The organism is Silicimonas lutimaris (genome assembly GCF_047314965.1).
Classification (GTDB): Bacteria; Pseudomonadota; Alphaproteobacteria; order Rhodobacterales; family Rhodobacteraceae; genus JAVJUV01.
In genome coordinates, this window is record NZ_JBLBVK010000048.1 from 128,149 (window position 1) to 151,094 (window position 22,946).

Annotated in this window: 24 protein-coding genes; 14 read left to right on the forward strand and 10 right to left on the reverse strand. The window is 63.0% G+C overall.

Annotated features, from left to right (window positions below):
• Nucleotides 1-142 precede the first annotated feature (142 nt).
• From ACKLNI_RS10815 to ACKLNI_RS10825, 3 genes are all read left to right on the forward strand, one after another.
• Nucleotides 143-664 (forward strand): hypothetical protein, encoded by a 522-nt coding sequence (locus ACKLNI_RS10815; RefSeq protein ID WP_413719076.1) that lies wholly within the window; start codon nucleotides 143-145, stop codon nucleotides 662-664.
• Nucleotides 665-848: 184 nt separating this feature from the next.
• Complete coding sequence (gene rnhB / locus ACKLNI_RS10820) at nucleotides 849-1,457, forward strand: ribonuclease HII (protein ID WP_413719077.1); 609 nt, start codon at nucleotides 849-851, stop codon at nucleotides 1,455-1,457.
• Between the two features lie 116 nt (nucleotides 1,458-1,573).
• Nucleotides 1,574-2,668, forward strand: coding sequence for a site-specific DNA-methyltransferase (locus tag ACKLNI_RS10825; RefSeq protein ID WP_413719078.1), 1,095 nt, complete (start codon nucleotides 1,574-1,576; stop codon nucleotides 2,666-2,668).
• A gap of 358 nt (nucleotides 2,669-3,026) precedes the next feature.
• Here ACKLNI_RS10825 and ACKLNI_RS10830 read toward each other — a convergent pair whose 3' ends face one another.
• Both ACKLNI_RS10830 and ACKLNI_RS10835 read right to left on the reverse strand, forming a co-directional pair.
• Nucleotides 3,027-3,899, reverse strand: coding sequence for a TIGR01459 family HAD-type hydrolase (locus ACKLNI_RS10830; RefSeq protein WP_413719079.1), 873 nt, complete (start codon nucleotides 3,897-3,899; stop codon nucleotides 3,027-3,029).
• Between the two features lie 5 nt (nucleotides 3,900-3,904).
• The gene (locus tag ACKLNI_RS10835) at nucleotides 3,905-4,825 is read right to left on the reverse strand and encodes a manganese-dependent inorganic pyrophosphatase (protein WP_413719080.1); all 921 of its coding nucleotides are present in this window, start codon (nucleotides 4,823-4,825) and stop codon (nucleotides 3,905-3,907) included.
• A 112-nt stretch (nucleotides 4,826-4,937) separates the two neighbouring features.
• On the opposite strand from ACKLNI_RS10835, the gene ACKLNI_RS10840 reads away from it, so the two are divergent.
• Nucleotides 4,938-5,585, forward strand: coding sequence for a DUF2161 domain-containing phosphodiesterase (locus tag ACKLNI_RS10840; protein ID WP_413719114.1), 648 nt, complete (start codon nucleotides 4,938-4,940; stop codon nucleotides 5,583-5,585).
• Between the two features lie 3 nt (nucleotides 5,586-5,588).
• Nucleotides 5,589-6,311: a DNA repair protein RecO gene (gene recO / locus ACKLNI_RS10845; RefSeq protein ID WP_413719081.1), complete on the forward strand. Its 723-nt coding sequence runs from the start codon at nucleotides 5,589-5,591 to the stop codon at nucleotides 6,309-6,311.
• 1 nt (nucleotide 6,312) lies between these two features.
• Here the strand turns inward: recO and ACKLNI_RS10850 are convergent, their stop codons facing one another.
• Together ACKLNI_RS10850 and ACKLNI_RS10855 are read right to left on the reverse strand one after the other, a co-directional pair.
• Nucleotides 6,313-6,699: an META domain-containing protein gene (locus ACKLNI_RS10850; protein ID WP_413719082.1), complete on the reverse strand. Its 387-nt coding sequence runs from the start codon at nucleotides 6,697-6,699 to the stop codon at nucleotides 6,313-6,315.
• Nucleotide 6,700: 1 nt separating this feature from the next.
• Nucleotides 6,701-7,720, reverse strand: coding sequence for an NAD-dependent epimerase/dehydratase family protein (locus tag ACKLNI_RS10855; protein ID WP_413719083.1), 1,020 nt, complete (start codon nucleotides 7,718-7,720; stop codon nucleotides 6,701-6,703).
• A gap of 170 nt (nucleotides 7,721-7,890) precedes the next feature.
• Between ACKLNI_RS10855 and ACKLNI_RS10860 the strand changes: the two genes are divergently transcribed.
• On the forward strand, nucleotides 7,891-9,099 hold the full coding sequence (locus ACKLNI_RS10860) for an MFS transporter (RefSeq protein ID WP_413719084.1): 1,209 nt from the start codon (nucleotides 7,891-7,893) through the stop codon (nucleotides 9,097-9,099).
• A gap of 3 nt (nucleotides 9,100-9,102) precedes the next feature.
• Here ACKLNI_RS10860 and ACKLNI_RS10865 read toward each other — a convergent pair whose 3' ends face one another.
• From ACKLNI_RS10865 to ACKLNI_RS10875, 3 genes are all read right to left on the reverse strand, one after another.
• A complete protein-coding gene (locus ACKLNI_RS10865) occupies nucleotides 9,103-10,785 on the reverse strand; it encodes an acyl-CoA dehydrogenase family protein (RefSeq protein ID WP_413719085.1) in 1,683 nt (560 codons plus the stop codon).
• A 270-nt stretch (nucleotides 10,786-11,055) separates the two neighbouring features.
• Nucleotides 11,056-12,369 carry a ferredoxin reductase family protein gene (locus ACKLNI_RS10870; protein ID WP_413719086.1) on the reverse strand — a complete coding sequence of 438 codons (1,314 nt, stop codon included), beginning with the start codon at nucleotides 12,367-12,369 and terminating at the stop codon, nucleotides 11,056-11,058.
• A gap of 99 nt (nucleotides 12,370-12,468) precedes the next feature.
• Nucleotides 12,469-14,073, reverse strand: coding sequence for a phosphoenolpyruvate carboxykinase (locus ACKLNI_RS10875; RefSeq protein WP_413719087.1), 1,605 nt, complete (start codon nucleotides 14,071-14,073; stop codon nucleotides 12,469-12,471).
• 375 nt (nucleotides 14,074-14,448) lie between these two features.
• On the opposite strand from ACKLNI_RS10875, the gene ACKLNI_RS10880 reads away from it, so the two are divergent.
• From ACKLNI_RS10880 to ACKLNI_RS10905, 6 genes are read left to right on the forward strand one after another with little or no spacing between them, the layout of a single operon-like run.
• Nucleotides 14,449-15,150 carry a response regulator transcription factor gene (locus tag ACKLNI_RS10880; protein WP_413719088.1) on the forward strand — a complete coding sequence of 234 codons (702 nt, stop codon included), beginning with the start codon at nucleotides 14,449-14,451 and terminating at the stop codon, nucleotides 15,148-15,150.
• A complete protein-coding gene (locus tag ACKLNI_RS10885) occupies nucleotides 15,151-16,878 on the forward strand; it encodes a sensor histidine kinase (protein WP_413719089.1) in 1,728 nt (575 codons plus the stop codon).
• Between the two features lie 12 nt (nucleotides 16,879-16,890).
• The gene (locus ACKLNI_RS10890; RefSeq protein ID WP_413719090.1) at nucleotides 16,891-17,334 is read left to right on the forward strand and encodes an HPr kinase/phosphorylase; all 444 of its coding nucleotides are present in this window, start codon (nucleotides 16,891-16,893) and stop codon (nucleotides 17,332-17,334) included.
• Nucleotides 17,331-18,227 carry an RNase adapter RapZ gene (gene rapZ, locus ACKLNI_RS10895; protein WP_413719091.1) on the forward strand — a complete coding sequence of 299 codons (897 nt, stop codon included), beginning with the start codon at nucleotides 17,331-17,333 and terminating at the stop codon, nucleotides 18,225-18,227. The genes ACKLNI_RS10890 and rapZ overlap by 4 nt, the downstream gene beginning before the upstream one ends.
• A 15-nt stretch (nucleotides 18,228-18,242) precedes the next feature.
• On the forward strand, nucleotides 18,243-18,629 hold the full coding sequence (locus ACKLNI_RS10900; protein WP_413719092.1) for a PTS sugar transporter subunit IIA: 387 nt from the start codon (nucleotides 18,243-18,245) through the stop codon (nucleotides 18,627-18,629).
• 1 nt (nucleotide 18,630) lies between these two features.
• Nucleotides 18,631-18,909: an HPr family phosphocarrier protein gene (locus ACKLNI_RS10905; RefSeq protein WP_413719093.1), complete on the forward strand. Its 279-nt coding sequence runs from the start codon at nucleotides 18,631-18,633 to the stop codon at nucleotides 18,907-18,909.
• Nucleotides 18,910-18,913: 4 nt separating this feature from the next.
• Here the strand turns inward: ACKLNI_RS10905 and ACKLNI_RS10910 are convergent, their stop codons facing one another.
• Entirely contained in the window at nucleotides 18,914-19,789 is an 876-nt protein-coding gene (locus tag ACKLNI_RS10910) for a 3-hydroxybutyryl-CoA dehydrogenase (protein WP_413719094.1), read from the reverse strand.
• Between the two features lie 153 nt (nucleotides 19,790-19,942).
• On the opposite strand from ACKLNI_RS10910, the gene ACKLNI_RS10915 reads away from it, so the two are divergent.
• A complete protein-coding gene (locus ACKLNI_RS10915) occupies nucleotides 19,943-20,824 on the forward strand; it encodes a DUF6473 family protein (RefSeq protein WP_413719095.1) in 882 nt (293 codons plus the stop codon).
• Here the strand turns inward: ACKLNI_RS10915 and ACKLNI_RS10920 are convergent.
• A complete protein-coding gene (locus ACKLNI_RS10920; RefSeq protein ID WP_413719096.1) occupies nucleotides 20,767-21,693 on the reverse strand; it encodes an electron transfer flavoprotein subunit alpha/FixB family protein in 927 nt (308 codons plus the stop codon). The genes ACKLNI_RS10915 and ACKLNI_RS10920 overlap by 58 nt on opposite strands.
• On the reverse strand, nucleotides 21,693-22,451 hold the full coding sequence (locus ACKLNI_RS10925) for an electron transfer flavoprotein subunit beta/FixA family protein (RefSeq protein ID WP_413719097.1): 759 nt from the start codon (nucleotides 22,449-22,451) through the stop codon (nucleotides 21,693-21,695). Before ACKLNI_RS10925 ends, ACKLNI_RS10920 begins: the two co-directional genes overlap by 1 nt.
• A gap of 130 nt (nucleotides 22,452-22,581) precedes the next feature.
• Between ACKLNI_RS10925 and ACKLNI_RS10930 the strand changes: the two genes are divergently transcribed.
• A complete protein-coding gene (locus ACKLNI_RS10930) occupies nucleotides 22,582-22,944 on the forward strand; it encodes a VOC family protein (protein WP_413719098.1) in 363 nt (120 codons plus the stop codon).
• Nucleotides 22,945-22,946: the final 2 nt, after the last annotated feature.

The window sequence follows — 22,946 nt, forward strand, 5'->3', positions numbered from 1 at the left end:
AATAACAAGCGGTGGTTCGCGACCTGATATCCCATATCAGACGGGCGATATTGCTTGGCTGCGTTAGCCTGTCCCAAGTCTGGATCACGCCGACCCGGCCCGTGCCGGATCAAGAGGATCACCAGACCCCGGGGGGAAGCCCATGAACAGATTTGCCGCTTTAGCCGTTGGAGTTGTGGCCGCCGCAGGCATAGCATTTACACCCGCTCCTGCGGCCGCTGCCGATGGCAAGGATATCGCCAAGATTATCGCGGGCATTGCAGTGGTGGGCATCATCGCGAAGGCTATCGACGATCGGAAGGACCGGAAGGAAGCCTCGCGTGCCGCAACCGGCACAGACTTCGGTCGTCTGGGCAGCGGTGACGATCGCCGCCGCACGATAGATGGCACCATCCGGCCGTATCACCGGGATCAGGATCGCCATGGGCCCAAGCCCGGCAGAGGCTACAAGCAACTCGCGCTTCCCGAGCAGTGCCTTGTGACGGTCGAGACCGGGCGCGGAGACAGGCTGGCTTATGGCGCGCGTTGTCTCGACCGTCGCTACAAGTTCGCGAGCAAACTGCCGCAATCCTGCGAGACGGTCGTCCGGACGCCGCGGGGCTTTCGGACCGTGTATGGCGCGCGGTGCCTTGCACGCGACGGCTGGCGCGTTGCCGGGCGCTGAGACCTTCGAGATACCGGCGCGGGTTCCCGCACATCTCCATCCGTGCCGGCGGGCCAGGGCCTCATCCTCCCTGGCCCACCCCGAATGACGAGTGATCTGTTGGGTGGGGTACGAGTTCGGCGGCGCCGTGCGGGGCGTCGCCCCATGTCTTGCCTGCCGGCCCGTGTCATGTTCTGAGGGGTTCATGGCCGGGCCGGATTTTTCAGAAGAACGCAAACTGATCGCGAGCGGTGCCCGCCTCGTGGCGGGTGTCGACGAGGTGGGGCGCGGACCGCTTGCGGGGCCTGTGACCGCAGCGGCCGTCGTTCTTGACCCGAACCGAATTCCTGTGGGACTGAACGATTCCAAGGTCCTGAGTGCCAAGGTCCGAGACCGCCTGTTCGACGAGATTCATTCGGTCGCCGAGGTCTCCGTCGCCCATGCGACGGTCGAGGAGATCGACCGGCTGAACATCCTGCGGGCGTCGCATCTTGCGATGTGCCGCGCTGTGTCCGGCCTGCCTCGCCCGCCGGATCAGGCGCTGATCGATGGCAACATGATACCGCGGGATCTCGGCTGCGATGGGGTGGCCTTGATCAAGGGTGACGGGCGGTCAGTTTCGATCGCGGCTGCTTCGATCGTGGCCAAGGTGGTGCGGGATCGCATCATGGTGGATTTGGCGCAACAGCACCCCGGCTATGGCTGGGAAAAGAACGCCGGATACCCGACGAAAGCGCATCGCGAGGCGCTTCTTTCTCTTGGTGTAACCCCACACCATAGGCGTTCGTTCAAGACCGTCTACAATATCTTGTGACAAGAGAAATTCTTAACCTACTGATTCAAAAAAGAAATTGACGGCGAATCGGTCCTGAATCATTTTGGACGTCAAATCACACGTGGGCCGAACAGGCTCCGGGACGAGGCAGACAGATGACGACCAAGACCACCAAGGGGGCGGTATCGCTTCCGCTGGACTCCATTCTGGATGGCGATTGCATCGAGGTGATGCGCGCGCTTCCCGAGGCGTCCGTCGATCTGATTTTTGCGGATCCTCCCTACAATCTGCAGCTCAAGGGCGATTTGCATCGGCCTGACAATTCCAAGGTCGACGCGGTGGACGACCATTGGGACCAGTTCGACTCGCTGGGCGTCTATGACAAGTTTACCCGCGAATGGCTGAGTGTTGCGCGGCGGCTGTTGAAGCCGAACGGTGCGATCTGGGTGATCGGCTCCTATCACAACGTGTTCCGCCTGGGTGCCGAGTTGCAGAACCAGGGATTCTGGATCCTGAACGACGTGGTCTGGCGCAAGTCGAACCCGATGCCGAATTTCCGCGGCAAGCGCTTTACCAATGCCCATGAGACGCTGATTTGGGCGTCGAAGGAAGAAGCCAGTAAATACACATTCAACTACGAAGCATTGAAAGCCCTGAACGAGGGTATCCAGATGCGGTCCGACTGGGTGCTGCCGATCTGCACCGGGCACGAGCGTCTGAAGGATGCCAAAGGCGAAAAGGCCCATCCCACGCAAAAACCGGAAGCGTTGCTGCATCGTGTTCTGCTCGGCACGACCAACCCCGGAGACGTGGTGCTGGATCCCTTCTTCGGCACCGGGACGACAGGTGCTGTCGCCAAGATGCTGGGGCGCCATTTTATTGGAATCGAACGGGAAAAGGCTTATCGCGATGTCGCCGAACGGCGGCTGGCGAAGATCCGCAAGTTCGATAAATCCGCTTTGGATGTCACCCAGTCCAAGCGTGCCGAGCCGCGCGTGCCTTTTGGCCAGCTGGTCGAACGGGGGATGCTGCGCCCCGGAGAGACGCTGGTGTCGCCCACGGGAAAGGCGGCGAAGGTGCGCGCCGACGGGACGCTTGTGGCTGATGGGATCACGGGGTCCATCCACCAGGTGGGCGCGGCGCTGGAGAATGCGCCGTCCTGCAATGGCTGGACCTACTGGCATATCCGGCGCGATGGGAAGCCTGTCTCGATCGACGTGTTCCGCCAGCAGATCCGGAGCGAAATGTAGATAACCCTCTTACCGCCCGTGCCTGTGGCCGCCCGCAGGACGGACCTGGCCCCGCGCTTGTCGCGGGGTCTTTTTTTGCCCGGACGAGGCAACGTTCGGCGCCCTGCGTACGGTGGTTGGCAGATTCGCGCGAGTTTTCCTTAAGGCGCGCCGAAAATCAGCGAAAAGCCCGGTCGGCAAAGGGTCGGCGTCACGTCGGCAAAACGTATGGCACTCTGTCGGCGCATTCTCTTGGTTAACCCGGCGCACGCCCTGAATCTGAAGAGAGTCTTAAGCTGCCTGTGTTTGGCGGGGGACGCTGTCCCCCGCACCCCCTGGGATATTTTCGGGCCGATAATGAGGAGCGCCCGCGATCCGGTCAGCGCAGGTGGCCGATCGCGAAGGTGGGCGTGATCTGGAAGCTCGCCACATAGTCTTCGAGCGCCTGGCTTTCCGGCTGAAGCTCGGTTCGCGTCTCTTCTCGCGCAAGGCCGCCGGTGATGAAGAGGGAGTCCAAATCCTCTCCCAGCGCTCCCTTGATGTCGGTGCCGATGCCGTCGCCGATGCAGAGGATGCGGCTGTCCGGCACGTCTGCGCCGAGTGCGGTCAAGCGCTGGCGGGCGAGTGTGTAGACCGGGGGATGCGGCTTGCCGAAATACAGGCTTGTGCCTCCCATCTCGGTGTAGAGCTCGGCCAGCGCGCCGGCGCACCATTCTCGCACGCCGCCGCGGTCGACGACGATATCCGGGTTCGCGCAGAGAAGCTTGAGGCCCTTCTGCTTGGCATAGAGAAACTCGGGCCGGTTCACGGCGGGGTCGGCATGGGGTTCGAACGGGCCGAGGCAGGCAATGCCGGTCGCATCTTCGAGGTCGACCCTTTCGATGGGGACCGGGTTTTCCACGATATGCGGCGGCTCGAAGAAGGTCAGGTCGTAATTCTGGCCCATGAACCAGACCTTCTCGCCGATCACACCCCGGAACATCGCGACGCGCGCGCTGTCTCCGCTGGTGGCGATCGTGTCCCAGCAGTCGGTTGGTACGCCGAAGCGGTCGAGTTGCCGCGCCACGTCGGCGCGGGGTCTCGGCGCGTTGGTCAAGAGCACCACCTTGCCGCCTTTGGCCTTGAAGGCCCGAAGCGCCTCGACCGCCTCGGGCAGCGCCCGCACGCCGTCGTGCAGGCACCCCCAGAGGTCGCAGAACACCGCATCGTACTGGCTGGAGATCTCGGCGAGATTTTCGACGACGCGGATCATGCGCGTCAGACCTTGAGCGCCGGGATGATCTGCTTTTTCCGGCTGACGACGCCGGGCAGGCTGACGAGGTCGCCCTCGACCTCGACGCCGAAGCTTTTCTCGGCGACGTTTTTGACGAGATCGTTCGGGACGAAAAGGATCGCCTCTTCCTGCAGGATGTCGACGAGGAAGAACAGGACCTGGTCGACGCCGTCTTCCTCGGCCACGGTTGCCATGTCCTCCATCAGGCCCGCCTTGCGAGACAGCACCGTGGAAGGCGAGGTGGTCTCCAGAACCGATACGCGGAACCGGGTGCCGTCGACCTCGTAGGCCTTGGAGTCCATCCGCAGAAGCTCGCTGTCCGAGAAGGACGAGACATCGGACTTGGCGGCGAACATCTCGGCCGCGTAGTCGGGGATCGAGAGGCCGAGTTCCTGGGCCAGCTTCTCGGCCAGCTGGCGGTCGACGTCGGTAGTGGTGGGTGACCGGAATTCGAGCGTGTCGGACAGGATGCAGGAGAGCATCGCGCCCTTGATCGCCACTGGCATCTTCGCCGCGTCGTCGCCCATCAGGTCATGCATGATGGTCGCCGTGCAGGCGACGGGACGGACGGTGATGTTGATCGGCCCCTTCGTCTTGAGGCCGCCCTGCAGCATGTGGTGATCGATGACCTCGGTCAGGTTGGCCTCGTTGATCCCGGCCGGCAGCTCGGCGATGTTGTTCGTGTCGACAACGACGCAGGTGTCGTTCGCATCGACATCCTCGAGGAACTCGGGCTTGTCCAGATCCCAGCGGTTCAGGACGAAGAGTGCCTCGGTATTCGGTTCGCCCAGCAGGCGCGGCTCGGCTTTCGTGCCGCGGCATTCGTTCAGGTACCAGGCCCAGATGATGGGCGAGCCGGTCGAGTCGGTGTCGGGAGACTTGTGGCCAAAAACTTTGATGGTCATGGAACGGGATACTCTCTGGGATGGTTCGTTTCCGCGCGCTATAGCGCCTCGCCTCTGCCTTGTCACCCGGCTGGCTGCCGCCGTAAGGTCGCAGCCTGAGGGCAGGAGTGGCATGCGCGAGACCGATCTATATCCGCCGGTGAAGGCGTTCCTGGAGGGGCAGGGTTACGAGGTGAAGGCCGAGGTCGGGCCTGCCGATGTCGTTGCCTGCCGCGGTGACGAGGATCCGGTGGTCGTGGAGCTGAAGACGGGTTTTTCGCTGACCCTGATTCACCAGGCCGTGGCGCGGCAGGCGATCACGGACGCGGTGTATATCGCCGCGCCGCGTGGCAAGGGACGGCCTTTCCTAGGGGCGCTGAAGAACATGACGACGCTGTGCCGCCGGCTTGGACTGGGGTTGATCACGGTGCGCATGGACGATGCGCTGGTCGAGGTGCACTGCGATCCGGCGCCGTTCAGGACGCGGCAATCGAAGGGGAAGCGCGAGAGGCTGTTGCGCGAGTTCGCGCGGCGCGATGGAGATCCGAACACGGGCGGCACTCGGGGCGGCATCGTGACGGCCTATCGTCAGGATGCGGTGCGCTGCGCCGAACACCTGGCGGCGGCGGGTCCGACGAAAGGCGCCCTGGTCGCGAAGGCGACCGGGGTGGCACGGGCGACGCGGATGATGGCCGACAATCACTATGGCTGGTTCGCGCGCGTGGACACGGGTGTCTATGGCCTGACCGATGCCGGCCGCGCCGCGCTGGGCGAGGGCTGAGCGATGGAGTGGCGAGAAGAGGGCATACTTCTGAGCCAGCGCCGCCACGGTGAGAGCGCGGCGATCATCGAGGTTTTCACCGAAGGGCATGGGCGGCACGCGGGGATCGTGCGGGGCGGGGCCAGCCGCAAGATCGCGCCCGTCCTGCAGCCCGGCGCGCAGCTGGACCTGTCGTGGCGCGCACGGCTGGAGGATCACCTTGGGACTTTCACCGTGGAGCCGGTCAGGAGCCGTGCCTTCCTGATGGGCGACCGACGGATGCTGGCCGGGCTGAATGCACTGACCGCACTATTGTCCTTCGCGCTGCCCGAGCGTGAACCGCATCCGTCGCTATACGGAAAGACGCTGGCGGTGCTGGACATGATGGAGGAGGGTCCGTTCTGGACGCTGGCCTATCTGCGCTGGGAAATGGCGGTGCTGGAGGAACTGGGCTTTGGCTTGGACCTGGACTCATGCGCCGTGACCGGGGCGACCGAGGGACTTTCCTATGTCTCGCCCCGGACGGGGCGCGCGGTGTCGGATGCCGGCGCCGGGGAGTGGGCAGGCCGGCTTTTGCCCCTGTCGCCAGCACTGGTGGGTGGCGGTGCGGGGTCGGCGGGCGAGGTGGTCGAGGGTTTGCGGGTGACAGGGCATTTTCTTGAGCATCACCTGGCGCCATCGCTGGGAGACAAAACCCTGCCCGCCTCTCGTAACCGGCTGATCGATCTGCTGGCGCGGGATGCCTAACCTAGGGCGTGGCGCGGAACACCATTTCGCGGCCCGCGTCGTTCGACAGGATCAGGACCGGGCCCTGCACCTCGGCCAGTGTCACGGCGGCCAGGGCTTCGAAATAGGCCTGTTCGGCATCGAGGTCGGGGCAGGCGCGGCGGGTTGCGGCGATCGGACCAAGCTCAAGCCAGGGGTAGGGCGCGGATTGGCTGGCAAACCATGCGTTGCAGGGCGCTTCGCCTCGCGCCGTGCCCGCCTTGGGGAAGGAGATCGTCGCGTTGGCCTTGTAGGGCGCGCCGTCGATTTCGGTCAGCCGGTAAACCGCGTCCGGATCGGCGTAGCCCGAGATGGTTTCATCGGTGCAGGCCGCGAGGGCCAGGAGGAGCAGGGCGGTCCGAAATCGCATGTCAGGCGGCCTTTCTGTCGGTCAGCCAGCGCGCCGTTTCAGCGACACTTTCACGGGTGTCACGCGGCTCCAGCCCAAGGGCTTCGCGCATGCGGCTGTTGTCGGCGCGCGTGATCTTGCCAAGCTGCGGGACGATCCCGCGCACCGCGGGATCGAAGACACCCACAAGCCGCATCAGGACGTCGGGGGCGACACGGCGGGCCGGCCGGGCGGAGGGCGCCGCATCACGAATCACGCTGGCGATCTCTTCTAGCCACATGAAGCGATCATAGATGATGTGCCGGCGTCCCGCAGCCTCGGACCTGTCCATCGCGCGAACATGGGCCTCGGCCACGTCGCCGACGTCGCAGCAGGCGAAACCGAATCGCGGGAGCATCGGGTCCGTTCCACGCATCAGTCGCTCGATCACCTTGATCGAGGTTCCGAAATCCGAACCCAGCGGCGCACCCAGCACGAAGGTCGGGTTGATGACCGAGAGCCGCATTCCCGTTGCTTCGGTGGAGACGAATTCCCACGCGGCCCTTTCCGCCAGCGTTTTCGAGAGCGCATAGGGAGAAAGCCCGGTCTTCTGGGGATCGGTCCAGCAGGTTTCATCGTAGATGTCCTGATGGTCGCTGGTCTCTGTCACGGCTACGGATGACGATGTCAGGACGACGTTCGCGATGCCGGCGGCCTGCGCCGCACGCAGCGCCCGAAGGGTGCCGTCTACGGCCGGCCGGACAACATCGTCGGCATTCTTCGGCGAACTGATCGGGAAGGGCGAGGCCGTGTGGATCAGCGTATCGACGCCTTCCATCGCGGAGTCCCAGCCGTTGTAGCGCAGGAGATCGAGCGACACCGTGCGATAGCGTTCGAGCGATGAGCGATCGGCAAGAACAGGTTCCAGCGCGGCGCGCATCTCGGCGTCCCGGCTCGCATCGCGCGTCGTGCCCACGACAGTGTGGCCCCGGTCGAGAAGGCGTCGAATGATGTGCCGGGCGATATAGCCGGTGGCTCCGGTGACAAGAACGGTGCGGGACAATGACTTCTCCAAAACAATCAGGGAGAAGTACGGGCTGACTCGCCGGGCGGATTAATCCGGGTGGGAAATCGAAAAATTTTCTTCCCGGCGTGAGGAAATTCGTCGCGAATGGGCCATCAGGTCGGTATCCGGTCTGACACCTCCCTTCTCGAGCGGGCAGGGAGTGAAACATGATTACGCCTCGCGTTCCCGTGCACCTGTCGCATTCGCCGACCCCGTCGATTTCGGCGTTTGCCTTCCTTGCGTCGCTGGAGGCGGGTGTGCGCGGAATTCTCCTGTCGGTCATGCCGCTTGCGATCTACCGCGAGGTGGGTGATGCGGCGCTGGTCAGCCGGCTGTATTTCATGGTGGGCATCGTTTCTCTGATCGCGGGTCTGCTGGTGCCGTGGGGCACACGTTTCGTGCCGCGCCGGTGGATGATGACTTTCGGTGCCAGCCTGTACGTTGCGGGCGCGGGGCTGGCCCTCGCTGGCGGGCCGACGGGCCTGCAGCTGGCGCTGATGTCGAACGCGGTCGCCACGATCACGCTCTGGGTCTGTCTGAATGCCTATCTTCTGGACTACTTCGTGCGCTCCGATATCGGTCGGGCGGAATCCCGGCGCATGTTCTATAGCGCCACCATGTGGACGATCGGGCCGGTGGCGGGCGTCTGGCTTCTGGACGTGTGGTATCCTGCTCCCTTCCTCGTGGCGGGGACGTTCGCGTTGGGCATCATCGGCGCGTTCTGGCGGCTGAGGCTGGGAGACGGCAAGCAGATCCGGAAGGCACGCGGACCTGCGGCGAACCCGCTGGCCTATCTGAACCGGTTCATGATGCAGCCCCGACTGATCGCGGGATGGACATTCGCGGTCGTCCGGTCCTGTGGCTGGTGGGTAATCGTCGTCTACCTGCCGATCTATTGCATCGAGAGCGGTCTGGGTGACCGGCTGGGCGGTACCGTTCTGTCGGTGATCAACGCGCTGCTGTTCTCGGCGCCCCTGATCCTGCGCTGGGTGCAGCGGGCTTCGGTCCGGTACGCAGTGCGCCTGGGCTTCGCGGTGGCCTGTGTCATGCTTCTGTTCGCTTCCGTCGCGCCCTTGCCGTGGATGGCGGTGGCTGCCGTGTTCGCGGCTGGCGCTGCGCTGATCCTGCTGGATGTCGCCGGAAGCCTGCCGTTCCTGATGGCGGTCAAGCCATCGGAGCGGACCGAGATGGCGGCCGTCTATTCCACCTTCCGGGACGTCAGCGGGTTCGTCACGCCGGGGGTGGCGTGGCTCGTGCTGCTGGCCGCGCCGGTGACCGGGGTGTTCGCGGTGTGCGGCCTCGCGATGGGAGCGACATGGGCGCTGGCCTCGCGCGTGCATCCGCGATTGGGGGCCATACGTCAGTCGGCGGCCTGACCGTCAGCCGAGGAGCCGGCGAGCGATCACCTGCGCCTGGATCTCCGCGGCACCTTCGAAGATGTTGAGGATGCGGGCGTCGCAGAGGATGCGGCTGATCTTGTATTCCAGAGCGAAGCCATTGCCGCCGTGGATCTGCAACCCGTTGTCGGCCGCCGCCCAGGCGACGCGCGCGCCCAGGAGCTTGGCCATGCCAGCCTCGAGATCGCAGCGCTTGTCCTCGTCTTTCTGGCGGGCCGAGAAATAAGTCAGCTGGCGGGCGACCATGATCTCGACCGCCATCATCGCCAGTTTCGAAGCGACGCGGGGGAACTCAATCAGCGACTTGCCGAACTGCTTGCGGTCCTCGGCGTATTGCATCGAGACGTCGAGCGCCGATTGCGCCACGCCGATGGCGCGGGCGGCGGTCTGGATGCGGGCGCTCTCGAAGGTCTGCATCAGTTGCTTGAAGCCCTGGCCTTCCTCGCCGCCCAGGAGGTTCTCTCCTTTTACTCGGAAGTCGTCGAAGTTGACGGTGTATTCCTTCATGCCGCGATAGCCGAGAACCTCGATCTCGCCGCCCGAGAGGCCGGGATCGACGAAGGGCGTCTCGTCGGTGCCCGGCGTCTTCTCGGCGAGGAACATCGACAGGCCGCGATAGTCGGTCGTGTCGGGGATGGTGCGGGCCAGCACGGTCATCACATGGGTGCGGGCCGCGTGGGTGATCCAGGTCTTGTTGCCCTTGATGATCCAGTCGTCGCCTTCTTTCACGGCCTTCGTCCGGAGCGATCCGAGGTCGGAGCCGGTGTTCGGCTCGGTGAAGACGGCGGTGGGCAGGATTTCCCCAGAGGCGAGGCCAGGCAGCCATTTCGCCTTCTGCTCTTCGGTGCCACCGCAAAGGATCAGTTCGGCCGCGATCTCGGACCGGGTGCCAAGGGAACCGACGCCGATATAGCCGCGCGAGAGTTCCTCGGACACGACGCACATCGAGGCCTTCGAAAGGCCGAAGCCGCCGTATTCCTCGGGAATGGTCAGGCCGAAGACGCCCATCTCGGCCATCTCGCCGATGATCTCCATCGGGATCAGCTCGTCCTTCAGGTGCCATTCATGCGCATCGGGTTCCACGCGTTCTTTTGCGAAGCGGCGGAACTGTTCGCGGATCATCTCCAGCTCATCGTCCAGCCCGGTCGCGCCGAAGGTCGTGTCGGCGGTGCGGTCGCACATCAGGGCGACCAGTCGCATCCGCGCGGTCTCGGTGTTGCCGGACTGGGTCAGCGTCATTACGGCGGGCGACATCAGAGCGCGCTGGTCGTCCTGGCTCAGGCCCATGTCCTGGGGGCGCACGATTTCGCCCTGACTCATCGGGATGCCGCCGTAGAGCTGCCAGAGGTATTCGCCGAAGGTGATCTGAAGGATCAACTGCTCCAGTTCGCCGAACCGTCCCTCGGCCTGTAGCCGTTCGGCCCAGCCGTGCATCTCGCGCAGCGCCTCGGCATAGGTCGCGAACCAGGCGAGCCCGTGGGCGGCCGTCTGGTTGGCTTCGATCAGATCGCCCGCGATCCGGCCGTCCCGCGTGACCGTGGCCCGCACACGTTCGCGCGCGATATCGAGCACCTGTGCCACTGGCTCAAGCGCCGCGCCGGTCAGGGCCAGCAGGTCATTCAGAACAGGCGTTTCGGTCATCGGCGCGCTTCCGTCGTGAGCCATGGGAATCCTCGAAGTTTCTGCACCTGCGAAGGAATAGGGGTATTGCAACCGCAGCGCAAGAAGATTTCTCCAACGGTCAAAATTCTTTTCGAAAATGACTTTTCGAATCTGATCCAGGTCTGAATGCCCCAGAGAAACACGCCTTCCGCCGTGCTCCGGCGCTTCGGTCAGGCGCGCAGCGCATAGAGAACCAGCGCGAGCACCACGGTCGCGTGAAAGCCCCACCATGTCAGCGTGATGCGGGTGCGTTGCGGCAGGCGGTGTCTTGGATCATTCATAGACGAACCTTTCCGACAGGATTTGGCTGGAGGGGATGCCGATGCCGATCAGGGCGTCCTCGACCGTATCCAGCATGATTGGCGGGCCGCAGAGGATATAGAGCCAGCGTTTGCGGTCCGGTGTGTCGAACAGGGCCTGCAACGTCTGGCGGTCGGGGTGGCCGGTCAGCCCGGTCCAGCCGGGACCGGGCTCGGACAGGATATGAATGACTTCAGTGCCGGGCGTCCTGGCAAAGCGCTCCAGTTCGGCTGGACAGGCGATCTGCCTTTCATGGCGGTTGCCATAGACCAGAATGCTGGGCCGGGTATCGGCAGTGGCGCGCATTTCGCGCAGGATGCCGATCATCGGGGCGATGCCCACGCCGCCCGCGATCAGGGCGATGCCTGGCTCGGTGCGCCCGGCTGTCGTCATGTTGCCGTGAGGCGCGTCGAGGTAGGCGCGCGTGCCGGGGCGAAGCTGGCCGATCCGGTTGGTCGAGTCGCCAAGTTCCTTGATCAGGAAGGACACGGCGGGGCCGGCGGTTGGCGAAGACGTGATCGAAAACGGGTTTTCATGAAGGCTGAACGCGTTATGCCCGAAATTGGCCCATGCGAACTGGCCAGCCTCATACGTCAGCCCATCGTGTCCGTCCGGTTCGAGCGTGACATGCCACATGCGATCGGCGGCTTTCTCGACCGATGCCACTTTCCAGGGCCGGGTCATCTTCCGGATCGGCTTGGCGATGTAGACGAACAGCAGAGACAGAACCGCAAGCCCGAGCATGGCCCACCAGAACCACTCAAGCGCGCTTTCCTGGCTGTAGCGGCCCAGACGGGTTGCGTGGAGGACGCCGAAGAAGGCCATCGCGACGGCACTAATGCCATGAAGGAAGCGCCAGATCTCATACCGGTAACCCAACTCGGAGCGTCCGATCGCCATGGCGACGATCGCACCCAGCAGCAAGAAGGAGATGATCCCGGGCACCAGCCCGTGAAGTTCGAACGAGACGAAGCCCTGCCGTGTCGGATCGTTCGCTTCGGCGCGTTGCCATGTGGAATAGAGGATCGGATGGAGGAGCACGAGAACCAGTGCCGAACGGGCCAGAAGCTGGTGGAACCACATGGTGACGTCCATGCCGATCGGTCGCGATATGGATCGAAACCGCCCCGAAAGGATGAACTCGACGAGCAGGATCGCCAGGGCCACCATTCCGAGACCCGAGGCAAGTTCGTCGGTGACGGCTCTGGGCGGCAGGTCCTGCGCGGCCGAAAGGGCAAGCGGGGCGAGCGCGAGGGCGAGATAGGCGAGAATCAGAAGGACGATCATGCGCCCATTAAACAGACATACGCGGTCGAGGGCATGATCGGGGACAAAAAAGGCCGCGCCCTGTGGCGCGGCCTTGTGTCATTCGTCAGCGGACGTGTTTCAGCCGATGGCGGCCGCCCGTACGTCCGCGTCGATATTCGATTCGTACTGGGCGAAGTTCTCGGCGAACATCGCGACCAGCTTTGCAGCCTGGCGGTCATAAGCCTCGGGGTTGTCCCAGGTCCGGCGCGGATCCAGAAGGATGTCCGGGACGGCCGAGGCCTTGACCCGGGTCGGGACTTCGAAGCCGAAGTTCTTGTCCTTGCGGAACTCGGCATCTTCCAGCGATCCGTCCAGCGCCGCCGACAGAAGCGCGCGGGTGGCCTTGATCGGCATGCGCGAGCCGGTGCCATAAGCGCCGCCCGTCCAGCCGGTGTTCACCAGCCAGCAGGTCGCGCCGTGCGTCGCGATCTTCTCGCGCAGCAGCTCGCCATAGACTTCGGGTCGGAGCGGCATGAAGGGCGCGCCGAAACAGGTCGAGAAGGTCGGTGTCGGCTCGGTCACGCCGCGTTCTGTTCCGGCGACCTTGGCGGTGAAGCCGGACAGGAAGTGATACATGGCCTGCGCCGGCGTCAGCCGCGCTATCGGGGGCAGAACACCGAAGGCGTCGCAGGTCAGCATGATGATGTTCTTCGGGTGACCGCCGATGCCGGTCGACGAGGCGTTCGAGATGTAGTGCAGCGGATAAGCGCAGCGCATGTTCGCCGTCAGGCTGTCATCGTCGAAATCCAGTTCCTTGGTCTCGGGATCGAAGACCATGTTCTCGATCACGGTGCCGAACTTGGTGGTCGTGTCGTAGATCTCGGGCTCGGCCTCGCGCGAGAGGTTGATAGTCTTGGCATAGCAGCCTCCTTCGAAGTTGAAGGTGCCGCGATCTGACCAGCCATGCTCGTCGTCGCCGATCAGCACGCGCTCGGGATCAGCCGAAAGCGTCGTCTTGCCGGTGCCGGAGAGGCCGAAGAAGACGGCCGTGTCGACCGGGTTGCCGGGCGCGTGGTTGGCCGAGCAGTGCATCGCCATGATGCCCTTCTGCGGCAGGATGTAGTTGAGCAGCGTGAAGACCGATTTCTTGTTCTCGCCGCCGTACTCGGTGCCGCCGATCAGGATCAGCTTGCGGTCGAAGTTCATGGCGATGACCGTGTCGGACCGGCAGTCATGACGCTTGGGGTCGGCCTTGAAGGAGGGCGAGTTGATGATCGTGAATTCCGGAACGAAATCGTCCAGTTCCTCACGGTCCGGGCGGCGCAGCATGTGTCGGATGAACAGCGAGTGCCAGGCCAGTTCGGTCACGACACGGACATCGAGACGATACTGGGGATCCGCGCCGCCATAGAGATCCTGCACGAAATAGTCGCGGCCCTGCATGTGGGCGGTCATGTCTTCGTAGAGACGGTCGAAGCCCTCGGGCGACATGGCGCGGTTGTTTTCCCACCAGATCTTGTCTTCGACGGACTTGGTGCGGACCACATGCTTGTCGTTCGGTGACCGGCCCGTGTACTTGCCCGTGCTGACCAGAAGCGTGCCGCCCAGACCCAGGGTACCTTCGTCCCGGCAAAGCGCGTGCTGAATCAGATCGGGCTCGATCAGGTTGTAATACACATTCCCCAATCCGCTGATGCCCTGCGTTTCGAGTGTCTGGGTCGGGTTCACGCGCCCTGTGGTCATGCGCTTCAACTCCTTGTCCGTGGTTCATTTGAGCAACGGCGCTCTCGCTGCCGAAACCCGGGTTTGGTAAGCAATAATGTTGCTTATAGGACCGGTTCTGGCGGCTTGAACAGGACTGATCCGCACAGTTAGCGCAATCAAGTCATTGAATTTTAACGGTTAGCGCCACCAGTTGGGGTAATTTACCTAGGGGAAACCCAGAAGTGAGGCTTTTTAGCCATTTTGAAAGGAAAATACCGTTCCGCTTGCGTGGCGAATACCCATGATTCGCACATTATTGTTGAATTACCTTAGGACAGACACGATGATGCCCAAAAAATGACACGGATAATGCGCCAAGAATAAGGCGTTCATGAGCAGTAAAAGGATAATCTCATGTCCAGGATCGCACTGGTCGACGACGACCGGAATATTCTGACGTCGGTTTCGATGACTCTTGAGGCCGAGGGTTTCGAGGTCGAAACTTACAACGACGGGCAGGCTGCCCTTGACGCGTTCAACAAGAAGCTGCCGGACATGGCTGTCTTCGACATCAAGATGCCGCGTATGGACGGCATGGATCTTCTTCAGCGCGTGCGCCAGAAGACCTCGATGCCCGTGATCTTCCTGACATCCAAGGATGACGAGATCGACGAGGTGCTGGGTCTGCGCATGGGCGCCGACGACTACGTGAAGAAGCCGTTCTCGCAACGTCTTCTGGTCGAGCGCATTCGGGCGCTTCTGCGCCGCCAGGAAGTGATTGCCGGCGACGCCGACGGCGAGGTCGATCAGGCGACGGTCATGGTACGCGGTGAACTGCGCATGGATCCGCTGCGCCACTCGGTGACCTGGAAGGGTCGCGACGTGTCGCTGACGGTAACCGAATTCCTGCTGCTGCAAGCGCTGGCTCAGCGCCCCGGCTTCGTGAAGAGCCGTGATCAGCTGATGGATGTGGCATATGACGATCAGGTCTATGTCGACGACCGCACTATCGACAGCCACATCAAGCGGCTGCGCAAGAAGATGCGGATGGTCGACGAGGAATTCTCGGCAATCGAGACCCTCTACGGGATCGGATATCGCTACAACGAAGAATAGATGTCCGCCGAGGGGGTCAACGTGGCGGGAGCCAAGCCGGCGCGCCAGACCGATGTCGTCCTAGGAGAGGACTGGATCGGCCCGGACGCAGCCGCAGAAAGCGAAGCACGCGCGAAGCGCGACCGGCGTGGCGTCATTGCCATGAACCGGTCGCCGCTTGCCCGCAAGATCATCACGTTCAACCTCCTTGCGATCCTCGTCCTTGTGGCGGGGGTCCTTTTCCTGAATCCGTTCCGTGACAGCCTGGTCTTCCAGCGCGAGCGCGCGCTGGTGATCGAGACGGAACTGGTGTCCGCTGTCCTCGAGGCCCGCATTGCGGAGCGTGCCGGGGACTCGCCTCCGGTCCTCGATGCGGAAGAAGCTTCGGGTTTTCTGTCCGATCTCGGTCTCCCAACATCCGCCGATCTGTATTTGTTCGATGTGGGTGGAAACCTGCTGGCCACGACGAACGGGCAACCGCGCGCACCGTCTGTCGCCGATGCGATGATGCCGGACAGGCGGTCGACCATGATCACCGACACACTGGATGCGATCTGGGGCGGGCTGGCCACCCTGTTCGGGAAATCCTTTGACGATACTTCGGTTGCCGCCGCGCCCGATGCGATGCTTTCGGCGCTTGTGCCCGTTACGCTTTCGGCGGGGACGCAGATCAAGACGACCCGCGACATCAACGGCAGCACGATTTTCGCCGTGGCCACTCCGGTTAGCGAGGGCGATATTCCCGTTGCCATTCTGGCCGTGGCCAGCGAAGCGGGCGAGATCGACGAACTGGTCCGGGCCGAGCGAGAGCAGATCCTGCAGATGTTCGTGATCGCGATTCTCGTGTCAGTCGGCTTGTCGCTGGTTCTGGCCTCGACGATTGCCAACCCTCTGTCCGACCTGGCCGCCGCGGCGGAGATCGGGCGTGAACGGAACGCGCGGAAATTCAGCCCGAGCAGGGTACGAATCCCCGACCTGACGGCCCGTCCCGACGAGATCGGCCGGTTGTCGGGCGCGCTGCGCGGCATGGTCGCGGCGCTGTATGACCGGATCGATGCGAACGAACAGTTCGCCGCCGATGTGGCACATGAGATCAAGAACCCGCTGGCGTCGCTGCGTTCGGCCGTCGCCTCGCTTCGGTTCGCCAAGCGCGATGACCAGAAGACCAAGCTTCTGGACGTGATCGAGCACGACACCCGCCGTCTTGACCGACTGGTCAGTGACATTTCCAACGCCTCTCGCCTGGACAGCGAACTGGTGAAAGAGGAAGAAGAGCCCTTCGACCTGATCAAGATGATCGGAAACCTGACCGACTATCTGGGCAACGAGGCCCGGGAAAAGGGTGTCGAGTTCATCACCGATATGCCCAAGGACCCGATCGTCATCGATGGTCTGGAGAGCCGGCTGGCACAGGTTTTCGTCAACCTTCTGACCAACGCGATCTCGTTCTGCGAAGACGGCGACGCAATCCGCGTCTGGGTGCGCAAGCGCGAGAACCGCGTCCTTGTGGTGGTTGAGGATACGGGCCCCGGAATTCCCGAGCAGGCTCTGACGAAGATTTTCAATCGCTTTTACACAGAACGTCCCGTCAGCCATTTCGGCAACAACTCCGGTCTTGGTCTGGCGATTTCCAAGCAGATTGTCGAAGCGCATGGCGGCGTGATCTGGGCCGAGAACATCCGGCCCACCGACGCCGATGTATCGTCCGATCCGCTGGGCGCGCGCTTTGTCGTCGGTCTGCCTGTCTAAGGCCAAGCCGCGATGCCGGATAATAGCGTCGGCGCAGCAACACAGACCCTTCATGCATCCGCCGTCGCCCTGGGAAACCGCGGCCTTCTGATCCGCGGTGCATCCGGTTCAGGTAAGTCCGCCCTTGCGATGCAGCTTGTCGCGCTGGGCGCGACGCTGGTCGCCGATGACCGGGTCGTCGCCGTGCGACGCCCGGAGGGTGGATTGCACCTGTCCGCGCCGGACACGATCAAGGGGATGATCGAAGCACGCGGTTTCGGACTTCTTTCCGTCCCCTGCACCCGGGCGCTGGCAGTTGCCGTCGTGGACATGGACGAGGCCGAGACCGAGCGCCTGCCGGAAACGCGCGAGACCGTGATCGCCGGCGAGACACTGCCGCTCTTCCGAAGGGTTGAGGGTCCCCAATTCCCGTCTATTCTGTTGCTATATCTGAAAGGGGGGTGCGTGGATCGATGAGTGGAATCGGGGAATCGTCGGCTGGCCGGATTCTTTTCGTAACCGGCGCCTCCGGAGCGGGGCGAAGCACGGCAACGAATGCCCTGGAAGATATCGGCTTTGAAAGTATCGCGAACCTGCCTTTGTCACTGGTGGACCGGGTCATAAGCGGGCGCGCCCTGCAACGACCCCTGGCCCTTGGGATCGACGTGCGCAACCGCGACTTCTCGATCGATGCGATGATCTCCATGCTGAACAGACTGGCGGCGGACGAGGCTCTGGATGTTGAACTGCTATTCCTGGACTGTCGGCCCGAAGTTCTTGTCCGGCGCTACTCGGAGACCCGCCGTAGGCATCCGATGGCTCCTTCGGAGCGTCCGCTTGTCGGAATCGAGCGTGAGATGGAATTGCTGGTTCCGGTCCGGGCTCAGGCCGATTTTCTGATCGATACCTCGGACATGACGCCCCACGATCTGCGGGCGGAAATCGAGCGGCTGTTCGAGAAGGGCGCCAAGGGACGTCTCGGTGTCTCGGTCGAGAGTTTTTCGTTCAAACGCGGCCTGCCACGCGGTGTCGACATGGTATTTGACGTCCGTTTCCTTTCGAATCCTCACTGGCAGGCAGAATTGAGGGCGAAGGACGGTCGGGACCCCGCAGTCGGGGCATATGTCGAGACAGATCCGCGCTTTGCCGATTTCTTCGAGCGCGTATCGAGCCTGATCCAAAGCCTGCTTCCTGCGTATCAGGAGGAGGGCAAAACGTCGCTGACGGTTGCGATCGGTTGCACCGGAGGGAAGCACAGATCGGTTTTCGTTGCAGAAAAGCTGGCGAATGCACTTGCAGAAACCGGGTGGCAGGTGTCAACTCGCCACCGGGAGCTGGAACGTCGTGACAGTATATCACGCAGCGATTGAATTGAGGACGCGGGTTTGATCGGAATCGTGATCGTCGCGCATGGCGGGCTTGCCAAGGAATACTTGGCCGCTGTCGAGCATGTGGTGGGCAAGCAGTCAGGCATGCGGGCCATTTCGATCGATCCCGACCATGACCGCGTTGCCAAGCAGGCAGAGATTTGCGCCGCCGCCGACAGCGTCGATTCCGGTGATGGCGTTGTCGTGGTGACGGACATGTTCGGCGGTTCGCCATCGAACCTCAGCTTGAGGGCCTGTGACCCGTCGGATCGCAGGATCGTCTATGGCGCCAACCTGCCCATGCTGATCAAGCTGGCCAAGTCGCGTCACAAGCCGCTGAATGTGGCGGTTGATGCGGCGCTGGCCGCCGGGCGCAAATATATCGACTCTTTCGATGGAGGCTGACATGGCGGGCACGGTGACACGCAGACTTGAGATCGTGAACGAAAAGGGCCTGCACGCACGCGCCTCGGCCAAACTTGTCGAACTTGTCGAGGGCTTCGACGCGGAGGCCGAAGTCTCGAAGGACGGGCTATCCGCCTCGGGCGACAGCATCATGGGGCTGCTTATGCTGGCCGCCTCGCGGGGCACGTCCATCGACGTCGAGACGCGCGGCGCCGAGGCCGAGGCATTGGCGGATGCGATCGAGGCGCTGGTCGCTGACAAGTTCGGCGAGGGAATGTAGCCGGTCAGCGTGTCGGGACCGGAACCTCGCCCCTGTAGTCATAAAACCCGCGCTGCGTTTTCCGGCCAAGCCAGCCGGCCTCGACATATTTCGTCAGAAGCGGGCAGGGCCGATACTTAGTATCCGCCAGCCCGTCGTGCAGCACATTCATGATCGCCAGGCAGGTATCGAGACCGATGAAATCTGCCAGTTCCAGCGGACCCATCGGGTGGTTGGTGCCGAGTTTCATCGCGCTGTCGATGGATGCGACCGAGCCCACGCCTTCGTAAAGCGTATAGACCGCCTCGTTGATCATAGGCATCAGGATGCGGTTCACGATGAAGGCTGGGAAGTCTTCGGCGGTCGCCGAGGTCTTGCCAAGCCGTTCCACGACGCCCTTCAGCGCTTCATACGTCGGATCGTCGGTCGCGATGCCCCTGATCAGTTCGACCAGTTGCATCACCGGGACCGGATTCATGAAGTGGAATCCCATGAATTTCTCGGGCCGGTCCGTGCGGCTGGCCAGCCGCGTGATCGAGATCGAGGAGGTGTTCGAGGTCAGGATCGTGTTCGGGCCGAGATGCGGGACGAGATCCTCGAAAATCGCGGCCTTGACGGTTTCACGCTCGGTTGCGGCCTCGATGACGAGATCGGTCGCTCCCAGATCCGCGAGAGTCATGGTCGTCGAGATGCGTCCAATGGCGGCGTTGCGATCCTGCTCGGAGATCTTTCCGCGTGCCACCTGGCGGTCCATGTTGGCTTCGATCAGTTCGCGCGCCTTGTCCAGCGCGTCGCGGCTGACATCGGTCATCAGCACGTCATAGCCCGCGAGAGCGAAGACATGTGCAATTCCGTTGCCCATCTGTCCGGCACCGATAACGCCGACTTTGGTGATGTCCATGATGCATCCTTTCGGTTCGGCGCGACCATAGGCTCTGGCCGCTTTCCGGCGCAAGGGGCGAGGCGCCCTCGCGGTCAGTTAAAATTCGAAGCTTAGGCATTTCGAAACCGGAAGCGGGCAAGCTGCGGGCAGAGTGTTTTCCGGGGTGGGAAAATGTATGCAGATTCAGACGCGCTGTGGCGCGACGAAAACGATCATTGGGGCATTGAGGGATCGCGACTGATGCTTCGCGGGCCGGCATGCGATCCTGGCCGACCCTTCGTCGCAGTTCTTGGCGGCAGCGAGACCTTTGGCAAGTTCGTCGAACACCCTTATCCAGCCTTGTTGGCCGAACGCATCGGTATGCCGGTCGCCAATCTGGGTGTGATGCACGCCGGGGCATCGCTTTTCAGCAAGGAGCGATGGTTGCTGGATATCGCTTCGGACGCGCATCTGACCGTGATCCAGGTGATGGGCGTGCAGAACATGTCGAATCGCCTTTATTACGTTCACCCGCGACGGAATGACCGGTTTCTGGCGAGTTCCACTGCGCTGAGGGCAATTTATCCCGAGGTGGATTTCGCCGAGATCAATTTCACGGGCCATCTTCTGGAGACGCTAGAGCGGACATCTGAGGAGCGCTTTTCAATTATCGTCGAGGAATTGCGCTGGGCGTGGGTCCGGCGGATGCAACGGATCGTGAGCTGTATCCGTGGTGACGTGCATTTGCTCTGGATATCCGAACGCAGTCCTCAGGACTGCGCGGAGACGACATCCAGCCGTGAACCGATGTTCGTGACGCGCGCAATGCTGGATGAACTGGCCCCGGCCATTTCGGGTGTTACCGAGGTGGCGTATGAATTAGGCGGCCCGGCCGATCCGGAACTGCATGAAACCGTCGCGAACGCGCTGGCCAACAGCGTGCTGCCGATCCTTGCCGGAAAAAAAGGCCCCGACCCGAAGGTCGAGGCCGGTTCATTCGGCGAGTTGCTCTCGGATCAGAGCTTTTCGACCAGTTCCGGCACGGCCTGGAACAGGTCGGCAACAAGGCCATAGTCGGCGACCTGAAAGATTGGCGCTTCCTCGTCCTTGTTGATCGCAACGATGATCTTGGAGTCTTTCATGCCCGCAAGGTGCTGAATCGCGCCCGAGATGCCGACTGCGATATAAAGATCGGGCGCGACGACCTTGCCGGTCTGGCCGACCTGCCAGTCGTTCGGTGCAAAGCCCGAGTCCACGGCGGCCCGCGACGCGCCGACGGCGGCGCCCAGCTTGTCGGCCAGCTTCTCGATCAGGGCGAAGTCCTCTTCCGATCCGACACCGCGACCGCCGGACACCACGATGCCGGCGCTGGTCAGTTCGGGGCGGTCGCTGGCGGCGACCTTGTCTTCGATCCATTCCGAGAGGCCGGGGTTCGCGGCAGCACCGATCGTCTCGACCGGAGCCGATCCGCCGTCTCCTGCGGCTTCGAAGGTCGAGGTCCGGAAAGTCACGACCTTCTTGGCGTCCGAAGACTTCACCGTCTGGATGGCGTTGCCCGCGTAGATCGGGCGCTCGAACGTGTCGGCATCGACAACGCCGGAGACGTCCGAGAGGACCATCACGTCCAGAAGCGCGGCCACGCGCGGCATGACGTTCTTGGCATCGGTCGTCGCCGGGGCGACGATGTGGGAATAATCGCCGGCAAGCGACACGATCAGCGCGGCGGTCGGCTCGGCCAGGCGATGACCCAGCGAGGCGTCTTCGGCCACCAGAACCTTCGACACACCGTCGATCTTCGACGCGGCACCGCCCGCAGCGGCGGCAGAGGCCCCCGCACAGAGCACGGTGACGTCGCCCAGCATCCTGGCGGCGGTCACGGCCTTGGATGTCGCATCGACGTTCAGCTCACCATCGGTGACTTCGGCAAGAAGAAGTACAGCCATCACACAGCCCCCGCTTCCTTGAGTTTCGCCACAAGCTCGTCCACCGAGCCCACGATTTCGCCGGCCTTGCGCGCTTCGGGCTCGGTCGTCTTGACGATGGCCAGCCGTGGCGTGACGTCGACGCCGTAGTCGGCGGGCGTCTTTTCGTCCAAAGGCTTCTTCTTGGCCTTCATGATGTTCGGCAGCGAGGCATAGCGCGGCTCGTTCAGGCGCAGATCGACCGAAACGATGGCCGGCATCGTGACCTTGATGGTCTGCAGACCGCCGTCGACTTCGCGGGTGACGGTGGCGCTGTCGCCTTCGATCTCGACTTTCGAGGCGAAGGTCGCCTGGCTCCAGCCGGTCAGCGCGGCCAGCATCTGGCCGGTGGCGTTCATGTCGTTGTCGATGGCCTGCTTGCCGCAGAGAACCAGCCCCGGCTGTTCCTCGTCGATCACGGCCTTCAGCAGCTTGGCGACGGCGAGCGGCTCGATGTCGGTGTGCACGTCATCGGCGGCGACGATCAGGATCGCCCGGTCTGCGCCCATCGCCAGCGCGGTACGCAGGGTTTCCTGCGCCTGCTTCACGCCGATCGAGACGGCGACGATTTCCTCGGCCTTTCCGGCCTCCTTCAGGCGGATCGCCTCTTCGACGGCAATCTCGTCGAACGGGTTCATGGACATCTTGACGTTGGCGAGATCGACACCCGTTCCGTCCGCCTTCACGCGGACCTTCACGTTGTAGTCGATCACGCGCTTGACAGGCACCAGCACCTTCATTGCGCAAACTCCCTCTCGGTTTCCCGGGCAGGGATAGCGAAGCCGCGCCGCAGAAAACAGTGCAAAATCGACGCGCCTTGGCTCAAGGACGCCGCGTTACGTGTTATGATCCCAAAAATTGGAGGCTTTGATGGAAACAGTTCAGGGAATCGGCGGTTTCTTCTTTCGGGCCCGGGATCCGGACGCGCTGGCGGCATGGTACGAGACGCATCTGGGTGTGCCGAAGGCACCGACAAGCATGGAGACACCGCCATGGGTGTCGAAGGAAGGGGTCACTGTCTTTGCTCCGTTCCAGGAAGACACGGATTATTTCAGTGCGGACAAGCCGTTCATGCTGAATTTCCGGGTCGCAGACATGGATGCGATGCTGGCGCAGCTTCGGGCGGCAGGGATCGATATCTTCAACGAGCAGACGATGGACGGGATCGGCAGGTTCGCGCACCTGCACGATCCCGAAGGAAATCCGGTCGAACTGTGGGAGCCGCCGGCCTGACT

Bases quoted from the DNA above. Each gene is read 5' to 3' on its own strand.
- rapZ (WP_413719091.1), top strand. From the start codon at position 17,331: ATGAGTGGAATCGGGGAATCGTCGGCTGGCCGGATTCTTTTCGTAACC.
- ACKLNI_RS10830 (WP_413719079.1), bottom strand. From the start codon at position 3,899: ATGATCCGCGTCGTCGAAAATCTCGCCGAGATCTCCAGCCAGTACGAT.
- ACKLNI_RS10930 (WP_413719098.1), top strand. From the start codon at position 22,582: ATGGAAACAGTTCAGGGAATCGGCGGTTTCTTCTTTCGGGCCCGGGAT.
- ACKLNI_RS10875 (WP_413719087.1), bottom strand. From the start codon at position 14,073: ATGACCACAGGGCGCGTGAACCCGACCCAGACACTCGAAACGCAGGGC.
- ACKLNI_RS10915 (WP_413719095.1), top strand. From the start codon at position 19,943: ATGTATGCAGATTCAGACGCGCTGTGGCGCGACGAAAACGATCATTGG.
- ACKLNI_RS10880 (WP_413719088.1), top strand. From the start codon at position 14,449: ATGTCCAGGATCGCACTGGTCGACGACGACCGGAATATTCTGACGTCG.
- ACKLNI_RS10925 (WP_413719097.1), bottom strand. From the start codon at position 22,451: ATGAAGGTGCTGGTGCCTGTCAAGCGCGTGATCGACTACAACGTGAAG.
- ACKLNI_RS10920 (WP_413719096.1), bottom strand. From the start codon at position 21,693: ATGGCTGTACTTCTTCTTGCCGAAGTCACCGATGGTGAGCTGAACGTC.
- ACKLNI_RS10815 (WP_413719076.1), top strand. From the start codon at position 143: ATGAACAGATTTGCCGCTTTAGCCGTTGGAGTTGTGGCCGCCGCAGGC.
- ACKLNI_RS10910 (WP_413719094.1), bottom strand. From the start codon at position 19,789: ATGGACATCACCAAAGTCGGCGTTATCGGTGCCGGACAGATGGGCAAC.
- ACKLNI_RS10905 (WP_413719093.1), top strand. From the start codon at position 18,631: ATGGCGGGCACGGTGACACGCAGACTTGAGATCGTGAACGAAAAGGGC.
- ACKLNI_RS10835 (WP_413719080.1), bottom strand. From the start codon at position 4,825: ATGACCATCAAAGTTTTTGGCCACAAGTCTCCCGACACCGACTCGACC.
- rnhB (WP_413719077.1), top strand. From the start codon at position 849: ATGGCCGGGCCGGATTTTTCAGAAGAACGCAAACTGATCGCGAGCGGT.
- ACKLNI_RS10860 (WP_413719084.1), top strand. From the start codon at position 7,891: ATGATTACGCCTCGCGTTCCCGTGCACCTGTCGCATTCGCCGACCCCG.
- recO (WP_413719081.1), top strand. From the start codon at position 5,589: ATGGAGTGGCGAGAAGAGGGCATACTTCTGAGCCAGCGCCGCCACGGT.
- ACKLNI_RS10825 (WP_413719078.1), top strand. From the start codon at position 1,574: ATGACGACCAAGACCACCAAGGGGGCGGTATCGCTTCCGCTGGACTCC.
- ACKLNI_RS10890 (WP_413719090.1), top strand. From the start codon at position 16,891: ATGCCGGATAATAGCGTCGGCGCAGCAACACAGACCCTTCATGCATCC.
- ACKLNI_RS10885 (WP_413719089.1), top strand. From the start codon at position 15,151: ATGTCCGCCGAGGGGGTCAACGTGGCGGGAGCCAAGCCGGCGCGCCAG.
- ACKLNI_RS10870 (WP_413719086.1), bottom strand. From the start codon at position 12,369: ATGATCGTCCTTCTGATTCTCGCCTATCTCGCCCTCGCGCTCGCCCCG.
- ACKLNI_RS10840 (WP_413719114.1), top strand. From the start codon at position 4,938: ATGCGCGAGACCGATCTATATCCGCCGGTGAAGGCGTTCCTGGAGGGG.
- ACKLNI_RS10850 (WP_413719082.1), bottom strand. From the start codon at position 6,699: ATGCGATTTCGGACCGCCCTGCTCCTCCTGGCCCTCGCGGCCTGCACC.
- ACKLNI_RS10865 (WP_413719085.1), bottom strand. From the start codon at position 10,785: ATGGCTCACGACGGAAGCGCGCCGATGACCGAAACGCCTGTTCTGAAT.